Source organism: Mesorhizobium sp. M4A.F.Ca.ET.022.05.2.1 (genome assembly GCF_003998845.1).
GTDB lineage: Bacteria > Pseudomonadota > Alphaproteobacteria > Rhizobiales > Rhizobiaceae > Mesorhizobium.
On the sequence record NZ_RZOJ01000153.1, the window covers coordinates 1 to 12403 of the forward strand.

Sequence of the window (12403 nt, forward strand, 5' to 3'; positions counted from 1 at the left end):
TAGTTCAGCTTCTTGGCCGCATCCAGCACGCGCTGGCGTGTGTCGGCATTGACGTCGGCGCGGCCGTTCAGCGCGCGCGACACGGTGCCGATCGAAATGTTCAGGTGACGCGCAAGGTCGTGGATGCTGGACGCCAAGGACGGTTCTCCCCCTGCCTTGGCTAGCACTGGCTGCCGCTCAGGCCAAGGCTTTGGCATGATTTTCGCAAACAGCCGATTGACATTCTACGCTATCGGGTGTGTTCTCGTAAACGTTTACGGAAAAACGTTTACGGTGATGCCGTGGATGCCGTGACGATCGGCCTGGAGGGGTCGAGCGGAGGAGGAGCGCTGGATGAAGGTCGTCCTGGCCGGCTGCGGAGCGATGAGCAGGCAGTGGCTCGATGCCGCGAGGCAGATCGACGGGCTGACGATTGCCGGCCTAGTCGACCTCGACGCCGAACGGGCGCAGGCGAGAGCGCGCGAATACGGGCTTGCCGGGGCCGTCATCGGCACCAGCCTCGATGCCGTCCTCGATGAGACCAAGCCTGACGCAGTGTTCGACGTCGTCGTTCCCGCCGCCCGCCGTGACGTCGCGCTTTCGGCCTTTGCCCACAACTGCCATCTGCTCACCGAAAAGCCGCTGGCCGACACTCCGGACAATGCCCGCGCCATTGTCGAGGCGGCGCGTCGCGCCGGGCGTGTTCATGCCGTCGTGCAGAACCGGCGCTATGTCGCCAATGTCCGGCGCATCCGTCGCTTTCTCGACTCGGGCGCCATCGGCAAGCCGACCAGCATCCATGCCGATTTCTTCGTCGCACCGCATTTCGGCGGCTTTCGCGAGGAGATGGCGCATGTGCTGCTGCTCGACATGGCGATCCACACCTTCGATGCCGCCCGCTACATGGCCGCCGGCAAGCCGGCCAGCGTCTACTGCCAGGAGTGGGAGCCGGCCAGTTCCTGGTACCGGCAGGGATCGTCGGCCAGCGCCGTCTTCGATTTCGGCGGCGGCAAGGTCTTCACCTATGCGGGCAGCTGGTGCGCCGACGGCTTCCGGACCAGCTGGGAAGGAAGCTGGCGCATCGTCGCCGAGCGCGGCAGCCTGCTCTGGGACGGGTTTGACGGGCTTAAGGCGGAGGTTGTGACGCCGGGCCGCGACGGCTTGTTCGACAAAACCCAGCCGATCGATGTGCCGCCGCTCGACGCATCCGACCGCGTCGACGGTCATCTCGGCATCATCAGGGATTTCATGCATGCGGTCGAGACCGGCACCGAGCCGGAAACGCGCGGCACCGACAACATCAACAGCCTGGCCATGGTCTTCGGCGCGATCGAAAGCGCCGAGACCGGACGCAGGGTTGCGATCGCCAGGGAAGCGCAATGATGGCAAACCCGCTCCTTGACATCAGGATCGGCACCATGGTCAGGGCCAATCTCGACGACCCGGCGGCCTACATCAAACAGATCCTGCCGCTCGGTTTCGAGAGCATCCAGCCGTTCTTCTGGCAGACGCTTGGCGGCAAGGACCTGCCGCGGCTCGCCGGCCAGATCCGCGAGGCGATCGGCGATGCCGACGTCACCATCTCGTCGATCGGCGTGTTCGGCAATCCGCTGGAGAGCGGCGAGGTCGATCGCGGCGTGCTCGCGGCCTGGGAGACGGTCATCGACCATGCGCATCTGTTCGGCGCTTCCACGGTCAGCGGCTTCACCGGCCGCATCCGCGGCAAGCCGCTGACCGACAGCCTGCCGCGCTTCCGCGAGGTCTGGGGGCCGCTGGCGAAGCGCGCCGCGGACAAGGGCGTGCGCATCGCCTTCGAGAATTGCGCCATGGACGGCAACTGGGCTGCCGGCGACTGGAACATCGCCCACAATCCCGACGCCTGGGAGCTGATGTTCAATGAATTGCCGGATGACAATCTCGGCCTCGAATGGGAACCCTGCCATCAGCTCGTCTACCTGATCGACCCGATGCCGCAGATCCGCAAATGGGCGCCGCGCATCTTCCATGTCCACGGCAAGGACGCCACCGTGCGCTGGGACGTCATCCGCGAGCACGGCGTGTTCGGCCGGCTGCCCTTCGTGCAGATGCGCACGCCGGGCTTCGGCGACAGCGACTGGACGCGGGTGATCAGCGAATTGCGGCTGTCCGGCTATAAGGGCGCCATCGACATCGAGGGTTGGCACGACCCGGTCTATCGCGACGACCTGGAGATCACCGGGCAAGTGCGCGCGCTGGATTATCTCAAGCAATGCAGGGGAGGTGCCAGCTACCTGCCAAATCCGATGTGAGGCCAAATTTGACGTGAGTGGCCGGCGGGAGGAGCCGGCCGGCCAGTTTTGCGGCGCACTGCCGAAACGAATGTCGAAAACCCTCGCTTGGCGAGGAAACAAAGGGAGGAACGTGCATGAGCATCGCGTTGAGAACGACACTACTGCGCACGACTGTCGTGGCCGCCGCCACGGCGCTTGCCGCCGCCATTTCCACCTTGCCGGCGCAGGCGCTCGACGCCCAATGGTGCAAGGACGTCCACATCCGCTTCTTCGTCGGCGGCGCCGAGGGCGACGCCTTCGGTACCATCGTCTATAATGGCGCCAAGCAGGCGGCGGCCGATCTCGGCCCCAAGGTCGACTACATCTTCTCCCAGTGGGACGTCGAGAAGATGGTGCAGCAATTGCGCGAGGCGGTTGCGGTCAAGCCCCAGGGCATTGCTATGATGGGCCATCCGGGCGACGCCGCGATCATGCCGCTGGCCGAGCAGGCGCACAAGGACGGCATCAAGATGATGTACCAGAACGTGCCGGTGCCGAAGGTGGTGGCGGCGTTCGGCGGCGGCTATGTCGGCGCGCAGCAGGAGCAGCAGGGCCGCGCGCTCGGCGCCGAGGCGTTCAAGCTGGCCGGGCTCAAGGCCGGCGACAAGGCGATCATGATCGGCCCGTTCGAAAACGAGAGCCGCGGCGCGCGCGAGCGCGGCACGGTCGCGGCGCTGAAGGAGGCCGGCGTCGAGGTCATCCAGCTGTCCTCGCCGCCGAGCGGCGAATGGGCGTCGGACCCCAACCTCGCCATTCCGGTGATCACTGCGGCACTGCTCAACCATCCCGACGTCAAGGCGGTTGGCTATCCCGGCGGACAGATGCTGGGCAACGTGCCGACCTACATGCAGGCGGCGGGGCGCAAGGCAGGCGAGATCTTCAATTTCGGCTTCGACACCAGCCCGCAGATCGTCGAGGGCTTCAAGGGTGGCTGGGTGCAGTTGACGGCCGACCAGCAGCCGTTCATGCAGGGCTATCTGCCTATCCTCAGCCTCTGCCAGCAGGTGGTGCTGGGCCTCGCGCCGATGAATGTCGACACCGGCGCCGGCTTCGTCACGCCGCAAGATCGTCGCCGAGCTGGCCAAGCAGGCGCTGCGCTGACCTCCCAAGGCTGCCGGCCGGGATTTCGCCCGGCCGGCGGGACCGCCGGCGAGGAGGCCGGCAAGACAGACAATCCGAGCGAGGATCGCATGGGCGAACGCATCATCGAACTGCGCGACATCAAGAAGTCCTATGGCCAGGTCTATGCGCTTGGCGGCGTCAACCTCAGCGTCGACCGCGGCGAGGTGGTCGGCCTGATCGGCGACAATGGCGCCGGCAAGTCGACGCTGATCAAGATCCTGTCAGGCGTGGTCAAGCCGACCAGCGGCGAGATCCTGGTGCGCGGCAAGCCGGTCAGCGGATGGAGCGCGGCGCGCTCGCGCGACGCCGGCATCGAAACGGTGTTCCAGGACCGGGCGCTGGCCGTGCAGCAGACGATCGTGCGCAACATCTTCATGGGCCGCGAGCTGACCGGCTTCATGGGCTGGCTGAAGGTCGGCAAGGAGATCGAGGAGGCAAGCCGGTTGATGCGCGAGATCGGCTTCACCTCGAAAGTGTTCACGCCGCATTCGATCGTCGGCCAGCTTTCGGGCGGCGAGCGCCAGGGCGTGGCGATCGCGCGCGCCATCTACAAGCAGGCAGAGCTGATCATCCTCGACGAGCCGACGACGGCGCTGTCGCTGACCGAGACCGCCAAGGTTTTCCACTTCGTGCGCCAGGTGCGGGCGAGCGGCCGCTCGATCCTGTTCATCGGCCACAACATCCACCACGTATTCGACATTGCTGACCGCTTCGTGGTGCTCGACCGCGGCAAGGTGGCGCTGACCGCCGACCGCAGCCAGATCAAGTCGGCGGAAGATCTCATCAACTTCATGGAAGACGTGGCGCATCCGGGCGGCCTGCCCGGACTGCACGAGGCGGGCGAAGCGGAGCAGGGAGCGCGATGAGCAAGGCCATGGAACCCGATCTGCAATCTCCCCTGGGAAGAACAAGCGGCCAGGCAGGCAAGGAATGGAGCCATCCATCCGACCACTGGCTGCGCGGCTTCGTCATCGACAACCGCGCCGCGCTCGGCACGCTCGGCGTGTTCATCTTCATGATGGCGGTGTTCATCATCGCCAATCCGACGGTGTTCACCACCTGGTATCTCTACAGTTCGGTGCTGACGACGCTTCCCGTTGCGCTGTTCGTGGTCGTGCCGCTGGTCTTCGTCGTCACCTGCGACGAGATCGACCTGTCGTTCCCGGCGACGATGGGTTTTGCCTCATGGGTCTTCGCGCTGGTCGTGCAGGCCGGCTACGATCCGTTCCTCGGCATCGCCGCCGCGCTGGTCACCGGTACGCTGCTCGGCTTCCTAGTCGGCTCGCTGGTCGTCTATGGCGGACTGTCGTCGCTGATCGCCACGCTCGGCATGAATTTCCTGCTGCGCGGCCTGATCCAGATTATCAACGAGGGCAGGTCGACGGCGCTGACCGGCCTTGCCGACAGCTCAGCCTACAAGATCTTCTCGAGCCAGCTCTGGGGCATCCCGGTGCAGATCTTCTGGGCCATCGCCTTCGTCGTTTTCTCGGCGCTGCTCTACAACCGCCACCGCTTCGGCGCGCAGGTGAGGGTGGTCGGCGACAATCCGGACAGCGCCAAGCAGATGGGCATCGACGTCAAGCGCGTCAAAGTCAAGGTGTTCGTCTTCACCGGCATCGGGGCGGCGATCGCCGGCACCTTCTCGGTGATGATCAACTTCACCTGGTGGCCAACGGCCGGCGACGGCTATCTGCTGCCGGTGCTGGCCTCGGTGTTCGTCGGCGGCACGCCGACCTGGGGCGGCATCGGCACGGTGGTCGGCGGCGCCATCGGCGCGGTGACCGTGTCGTTCATCCAGACCGGTGTCGTGGCGGCGGGGCTGAGCGGCTTCTACGTGCAGTTCTTCAACGGGCTAATCATCATCCTGTCGCTGCTCGGCCATAAATGGAACCAGGCGCGGTATCGGTGAGGCTACTCAAACGCCGGTGACAAACCCGTCCAGAACGCGTTTCTGGCCGGCCTTGTCGAAGTCGATGGTCAGTTTGTTGCCTTCGATTGCCGCAATGTTGCCGTTGCCGAATTTCTGGTGGAAGACGCGGTCGCCGACGCTGAAGGCCGACGGCTTGTCGGCGACGGATTTGGCGACCAGCTCGCCGTCGATGGTGCGGCCCTTGACCGAGGTGCGGCCGGCGCCGTAGCCTGAGTCCGTCTCGCCATAGCCGATGCGCTCGACCTGGTGGCCGGAGCGCGTGCCCCAGTTGCGGTCGGTGGCCTCGGTGCGGTTGGCCTGCGCGCGCTGCCAGCCCGGCGTCGAATAGGTGTTTGAGAAGGATTTTTCCTCGCCGACATTGTCGAAGCGCGAGGCGCCGTAGGGGTTTTGCCGGCCGCCGCGCCCGGATGCGAACGAGCCGCCGCCATAGTTGTTGCCGTAGCCGCCATAGGAATTGCCGCTCTCGGCGATCTCGACATGGGTTTCCGGCAATTCGTCGAGGAAGCGCGACGGGATCGTCGATTGCCAGAGGCCATGGATGAGGCGGTTGGAGACGAACCAGATGTGCAGGTTCTTCTTCGCCCGCGTCAGCCCGACATAGGCAAGGCGGCGCTCTTCCTCCAGCCCGGAGCGGCCGCCTTCGTCGAGCGCGCGCTGATGGGGAAAGAGTCCTTCCTCCCAGCCGGGGAGGAAGACTGTCTCGAATTCAAGGCCCTTGGCCGAATGCAGCGTCATGATCGAGACCGCGTCGAGCGACTCGCTCTGCTCCGCCTCCATCACCAGTGCCACATGTTCGAGGAAGGAGCGCAGCGATTCGTACTCCTCCATGGAGCGGACAAGCTCCTTGAGGTTTTCCAGCCGCCCCGGAGCTTCCGCCGAGCGGTCGTTCTTCCACATGTCGGTGTAGCCGCTCTCTTCCAATATGGTCTCGGCGAGCTCGGTATGTGGCGTGGTCTCCAGCGCCTTCTGCCAGCGCTCGAAATTTGCCGCGACCTCGCGCAGGGCGGCGCGCGGCTTCGGCTTCAGCTCGTCACTTTCAGCGAGGTTGCCGGCAGCTTCCAGCATCGGGATACGGAGCGCGCGCGCCGTGTCGTGGATCTGACGGATGGTGGCTTCGCCGAGCCCGCGCTTCGGCACGTTGACGATGCGCTCGAAAGCGAGGTCATCGCCGCTGTTGGCGACGACGCGGAAAAAGGCCAGCGCGTCGCGGATTTCCATGCGCTCGTAGAAGCGTGGGCCGCCGATGACGCGGTAGTTCAGACCGAGCGTGATGAAGCGGTCCTCGAAGGCGCGCATCTGGAAGGACGCGCGGACCAGGATCGCCATGTCGTTCAGATTGTGCTTCTGACGCTGGTAGGCCTCGATCGCCTCGCCGACGGCGCGCGCCTCTTCCTCCGAATCCCAGGCGGCATGGACATGCACCTTGTCGTCTTCGGGGTCGTTTCGGTCGGTGAACAGCGTCTTGCCGAAGCGGCCTTCGTTAAAGGCGATGAGATGCGACGCGGCGCCGAGGATATGCGCGGTCGAGCGGTAGTTGCGCTCCAGCCTTATGATGGTGGCGCCGGGGAAATCCTTGTCGAAGCGCAGGATGTTGTCGACCTCGGCACCGCGCCAGCCATAGATCGATTGATCGTCATCGCCGACGCAGCAGATGTTGACGGTGGCCGGGCGGGAATTCCCCTCCCCCTTGAGGGGAGGGTGGCCGGGCGAAGCCCGGTCGGGTGGGGTCCTCGCGGCAGTGCTCGACGCCCCTGTGCTCGATGACCGGGCGGTGCCTTCTGCGGCGACCCCCTCCGCCCGCTTCGCGGGCACCTCCCCCTCAAGGGGGGAGGATTGCGGCCGCTGCGCCAGCAGGCGCAGCCACATGTACTGCGCGGTGTTGGTGTCCTGGTACTCGTCGACGAGGATGTATTTGAAGCGCTTGTGATAGTCCTTCAGCACGTCCGGATAGGCGCGGAAGATGCGGATCGGGTGGCAGAGCAGGTCGCCGAAATCGCAGGCGTTCAGGGTCTGCAGCCGCTCCTGATAGGCCTTGTAGAGTTCGCGGCCCTTGCCGTTGGCGAAGCTTCGGGCGTCGCCCTCGGGGATGTCGGCGGGGCCGAGCCCTTTGTTCTTCCAGCCGTCGATCATCTGGGCGAACTGCTTGGCGGGCCAGCGTTTGTCGTCCAGCCCCTCGGCCTGGATGAGCTGCTTGATCAGACGCACCACGTCGTCGGTGTCGAGGATGGTGAAATCGGATTTGAGACCGGCAAGCTCGGCATGGCGACGCAACAGCTTGACGCCGATCGAGTGGAAGGTGCCGAGCCAGGGCATGCCCTCGACACTGCCTTCGCCGATCAAATGGCCGATGCGCTGCTTCATCTCGCGCGCGGCCTTGTTGGTGAAGGTGACGGCAAGGATCTGCGAGGGGAAGGCCTTGCCGGTGGCGAGGATGTGAGCGATGCGCGTGGTGAGCACGCGCGTCTTGCCGGTGCCGGCGCCGGCCAGCACCAGAACAGGGCCTTCGGTTGTCTCGACAGCCAGCCGCTGCTCGGGATTCAGCCCCTTCAGATAATCGGGCGCGCTGTTTTGGCCGCTGCGGGCGGCCATGGCGCGCGCAGCTATGCCGGACGGGGCTGCTGTGGGCCGCGCATTCGGTTCGTCAAAGAAGGGCATGTCTTCCGAAAACCCGGACATTGCCCCCGAATGTAGTGATTCGGCAGCGAAAGACCAGAAGTGTCTCCGTTTTGTTCTGGTTAGCGACAGGATTTGCCGAGCGCGGTGTCTCTTCGGCCTCGGCAATTGCCTCAAATCCTTGTCGTGCCTTATCCGGCGGGTGCCCGCATGCGCTCGCCGATCTTGTCGGCCACGTAGCCGGCATCGCGCGCCGCGCCATGGATCATGGTGGAGGAGGGCGAATGCTGGAAATGCAGGCCGCAGACATACAGTCCCGGCTCGCCTTCGACGGCACCGCGATATTGCTTGACCCGGCCGCTGTCGTCGAAGATCGGCAGCTTGATCCAATCGAGCCCGGCCCGGAACCCGGTGCACCAGATGATGTTCGAAACGTCTAGAAGCTGGCCGTCGTCGAGCAGCGGTTTGCCGTTGCGGGCACCGGCGACGCGGGCGACCCGGCGGACGCCGGCGCCGTCCAGATCCTGCGGCTTGACCCGGATCAGCGGCAGGCCATGAGAAAGATGCCCCGGCTTCGCCTTGCGGCCCATCGGCGTGTCGACCGTAAGCAGACGGTGGAAAACGATGCGGAAGACGAACGGAAGGACCGCGCGCATCGCGAAAGAGCCATTGTAGGCGACCGGGATGTGGCCTGGGTGGCGGCCCGACAGCCAGACCTGGTGCGTGCGCGCGACATCCATGGCTATTTCAGCGCCGGAATTGCTGGCGCCAACCAAAAGCACGCTGCCCGGATTGAGCTGCACGGGATTCTTGTAGGCGCTCGAGGACAGTTGCCGGATTGACGGATCGAGCGACGCCGCGAAATCCGGGATCTTCGGCTTCTGGTAGCTCGAGGCCGCGGCGACGACGTGCCTGGCGATGTAGCGGGTCTGGCCGGCCGTGACGATGTAGAGCTTGCCGGAGCGGGTTACTTCGTCGACCTTGACGCCGGTGCGCACCGGCAAGGCAAACCTCCGCGCATAGGCCTCGAGATAGTCGGCCATCTCGTCCTTGGTCGGGAATGAATAGCGGGCAGCGGGGAAGGGCATGCCGATCAGACCGTCGAAGCGCGCCGGCGTGAACAGGCGCAGCGAATCCCAGCGCGAGCGCCAGATGTCGCCGACGCGTTCGCGGCCCTCGAGAATGACGAACTTCACCCCCTTGCGGGCGAGGTGATAGCCAACGGAAAGGCCATTCTGGCCGGCGCCGATGACCACGACGTCGACATGTTCTTCCCTCAGAGCAGGCCGCGTTTCGTCGCCTGATGGCATATCGCTGCCGGTTGCCCGCAGCGCATCGGCCTCCAGATGCATGAAGGCCGCTCCCGGTTCCAGCAGCGTGCCGGCGCGTGTCCTGGTCTCGGCGATGCGAATGTTGTGACGGCCGCGCATTCCCTGCATCGTGGCCGGTCCGGATGTCGAAGTCGGGGTCATGATCGCTCCATTTGGTTCGTCAGTCATGGACCAGAAATAGCGGAACGGCGCGGCGGCGCTTCGGGGAGACACCTCACGGCGGAAGAAAATGCGATGGGGATTTTCCCCCATGCCCTCAGGTCAGATGTTTTTCTGGGTCAGATGAGCCCGTTCTGAAAGGCGTAGGCTGTCGCGGCGGCGCGCGAGTTGACCGCCAGCTTGTCGAAGATGTTGCTGAGATGCCGGTCGATGGTCTTTTCGCTGAGGCCGAGCTCGGTCGCTATCGACCTGTTGGTCCTGCCGGTGGCGACCAGGCCAAGGACTTCGATCTCGCGCCCGGTCAGGCCGTGCGGGCGCGAACTGGCCGGCCCGACCAGAGCCGTGACGCGGGCAAGTTCCGGCGCGGCGCCAAGCGTGGCGAAAACGGCGCGGGCGGCATCGAATTCGAGCTCGGTGCCGTCTTCGTCGCCAAGCATGCGGCAGGCCTGCCCTGCAAGCACGCGCAGCCGCGCCTCGAGATAGGGAGCGCCGGCACGCTGCCAGGTCGTCAGCGCGGCGCGGAAATGGCCGAGCGCGGTCGCGGCGCTGCCTTCGTGCAAGTCGATCTCGCCTCTCGCCTGCGAGGCCATCGCCGCCAGGATGTCGGTCGCGAAACGGGTGGCGATCGCTTCCAGCTCCTGGCAGGCGTCGCGTGCCTCCTCGATTGCGCCGGCTGCGATCATGATCTCTACCCGCGCCGGCAGCAGGCGGGCGCGGCCGAGTGGAGCCTTGGTCGTGGCGAGCACGCGGCGAAGGGTTGCCGCAGCCTGTTCGGCCCGGCCCTGCGCCAGCCGCAGCAGCGCCATGCCGGGCTGCGGTTCGAGCCCGAGCCGACTGGCGGTGCGGTAAAGGTCCTCGGCGGCGGCGAATTCGCCACGCAGACGATGGATTTCGGCCTCCTGACAGGCCGCGCCGGCCGCCGCCTCGCTGGCGGTCGTATGGGCCAATGACTTCGTCGCGCGGCGGGCCTCCGTGATCGCATCCTGCCAGGCGCCGTTCAGTTCCATGATCTCGGCGCGGTGCAAAAGGCAGACGCCGTTGAACTGGACGAGCTGCGGCTGCGCGCCGCACCAGTTCGATAGCGCCTCGGTCCATTCGCGCGAGCGGTCGAGCGCGTAGACCTGCCGGCACGCTGCGATGAGGTTGCAGTAGATCAGGCCGGTGACGATGGGCGAAAGTTTTCCGTCGACCGCCGGCAGCATGGCCTCGTCGAGCGAGGCGATGCCTTCGTCGATCCGGCCCTGCCGCACAAGCGCGCGGCCGAGATAGCATCTGGCGAAGGCGACGAGGTCGACGTCGCAACAGCGCTCGCCGATCGCCAGCGCCTGGCTGGCCAGCCGCTCCGCCGCCGGATCATTTCCCGTCATGAGCTCCTTTTGGGCCGCCAGCAGCGTCAAATAGCCATGCGCGGCGCATTCGCGGCCGAAGCCGTCGGCCAGGCGCTGAGCCTGCTGGATGCAGGCGCTGGCGTGGCCTTCCTCGCCCAAGGCCAGAAGCCGGAAGCCGCGGAAGAATGCCCAATACGCCGCGCGGTCGTAGCGGCCGGCTTCGACATAGGTCTCGAACAAACGGTCTCCGGCGGCCAGGCTGTCCTGGTCGCGGTCGAGCATGGCGGCCGACCAGAGTAGCCGTTCCAGATCGTCCGGGACCAGCGGTGCCAGATCGTCCGTTGCACGCAACAGCTCAAACGCATCCGCCCAGTCCCGTTGCTCATAGGCGTGACGGGCCCGTTCCAGCAGCAAGGCGGCCTCGGCTTTCATCGGCAAAGCATAGCATTGCCAAATAGCTGGCAGAAGAATGGCAGATGCCAGGCTTCGTCAAGTCGGCGTGAGCGGCCGGGGTGATGCTTACTTTATGCCGTGCTGATTTGACACCGCACGCGGGGGGGCCGAAAACTGCGGCGGCGAGATGAAACAGAATCGAAGGCGCGTTACGGTTGTGCTTCGTGACAGCGGTTTTCGATCGCCCGTCTGCTGCGCATGAAGGAGTGTCGTTGTGGCAACTATCCTCACCGCTGTGGTCCTTGCTCTCATCGGTCTGGTTCTCGGCGGCGGCGGCATCCAGTTGGCGGTGCTGGGCGGTAGCTGGTACTACGTGATCGTCGGCCTTGCCTTCCTCATCACCGCCTTGCTGCTCTTCAGGCGCAATTCCATTGCGCTCTGGCTCTATGCCGCGATCGTGATCGGCACGCTGTGCTGGGCGGTCTGGGAAGCGGGCTTCGACTGGTGGGATCTGGGCCCGCGCGGCGGCGTCATCGTGCTCCTGGCGCTGTGGCTTTTGACACCATGGGCGAGGCGAGGGCTTAGCGGTCCAGACGGGCGCGCGCCGCTGATCCTGGCGGTGCTGGCCTCGCTGGCCGTGGCCGGCTATTCGATGACCGCCGATCCCAGGGACATTGCCGGCGAGCTTAACGCCGACAAGGTGACGCCGACGGCAGATCTCGGCGGCAATGTGCCGGAAGGCGAGTGGCACTTCTACGGCCGCACGCCCTACGGCCAGCGCTTTTCACCGCTCAACCAGATCACCGTGGACAATGTCGCTTCGCTGCAGCCGGCATGGACCTACCGCACCGGCGACGTGAAGGGTCCGGACGACATCGGCGAGACGACCTATCAGGTGACGCCGCTGAAGATCGGCGACGCGCTCTTCATCTGCACGCCGCATAATTTCGCCATCGCCATCGATGCGGCGAGCGGCAAGGAGAAATGGCGCTTCGACCCGAAGATCAAGCTCGATCCCAACCGGCAGCACCAGACCTGCCGCGGCGTGTCCTATTATGCCGACGGCAAGATCGCCGCCGGCCAGCCATGCGCCGCGCGCGTCTATCTGCCGACCTCCGACGCGCGGCTGATCGCGCTCGACGCCGCGAACGGACAGGTGTGTGCCTCCTTTGCGGAGGGCGGCACGCTGAACCTGCTCGCCAACATGCCGTATCCGAAGTCGGGCTACTACTATTCGAC

8 protein-coding genes and 2 pseudogenes are annotated in these 12403 nt (G+C 65.5%); 6 read left to right on the plus strand and 4 right to left on the minus strand.

Features of this window, described 5'->3' with window-relative positions; genetic code table 11:
• On the minus strand, positions 1-137 hold a 137-nt coding region (locus tag EN745_RS17730), incomplete at its 3' end, for a LacI family DNA-binding transcriptional regulator (protein WP_145992059.1).
• Positions 138-333: 196 nt separating this feature from the next.
• Here EN745_RS17730 and EN745_RS17735 point away from each other — a divergent pair.
• The 5 genes and pseudogenes from EN745_RS17735 to EN745_RS17755 all read left to right on the plus strand — a co-directional run bounded on the left by EN745_RS17735 (position 334) and on the right by EN745_RS17755 (position 5319).
• Entirely contained in the window at positions 334-1362 is a 1029-nt protein-coding gene (locus EN745_RS17735) for a Gfo/Idh/MocA family oxidoreductase (RefSeq protein WP_127421876.1), read from the plus strand.
• On the plus strand, positions 1359-2267 hold the full coding sequence (locus EN745_RS17740) for a sugar phosphate isomerase/epimerase (protein WP_127421877.1): 909 nt from the start codon (positions 1359-1361) through the stop codon (positions 2265-2267). The genes EN745_RS17735 and EN745_RS17740 overlap by 4 nt, the downstream gene beginning before the upstream one ends.
• A 116-nt stretch (positions 2268-2383) precedes the next feature.
• Positions 2384-3389 (plus strand): annotated as a pseudogene (locus tag EN745_RS17745) (substrate-binding domain-containing protein).
• An 89-nt stretch (positions 3390-3478) separates the two neighbouring features.
• The gene (locus EN745_RS17750) at positions 3479-4276 is read left to right on the plus strand and encodes an ATP-binding cassette domain-containing protein (RefSeq protein ID WP_126053932.1); all 798 of its coding nucleotides are present in this window, start codon (positions 3479-3481) and stop codon (positions 4274-4276) included.
• Complete coding sequence (locus EN745_RS17755) at positions 4273-5319, plus strand: ABC transporter permease (RefSeq protein ID WP_126053933.1); 1047 nt, start codon at positions 4273-4275, stop codon at positions 5317-5319. The genes EN745_RS17750 and EN745_RS17755 overlap by 4 nt, the downstream gene beginning before the upstream one ends.
• 6 nt (positions 5320-5325) lie before the next feature.
• On the opposite strand, the gene EN745_RS17760 is transcribed toward EN745_RS17755, so the two are convergent.
• The 3 genes from EN745_RS17760 to EN745_RS17770 form a co-directional block, all read right to left on the minus strand.
• Positions 5326-8016, minus strand: a complete 2691-nt coding sequence (locus EN745_RS17760) for a UvrD-helicase domain-containing protein (RefSeq protein WP_127421878.1) — start codon at positions 8014-8016, stop codon at positions 5326-5328.
• A gap of 128 nt (positions 8017-8144) precedes the next feature.
• Positions 8145-9425, minus strand: coding sequence for an FAD-dependent oxidoreductase (locus tag EN745_RS17765; protein WP_245487759.1), 1281 nt, complete (start codon positions 9423-9425; stop codon positions 8145-8147).
• 137 nt (positions 9426-9562) lie between these two features.
• A complete protein-coding gene (locus tag EN745_RS17770; RefSeq protein ID WP_127421879.1) occupies positions 9563-11203 on the minus strand; it encodes a helix-turn-helix transcriptional regulator in 1641 nt (546 codons plus the stop codon).
• A gap of 235 nt (positions 11204-11438) precedes the next feature.
• Between EN745_RS17770 and EN745_RS17775 the strand changes: the two are divergent.
• Positions 11439-12403 (plus strand): annotated as a pseudogene (locus EN745_RS17775) (PQQ-binding-like beta-propeller repeat protein); the annotation flags it as partial.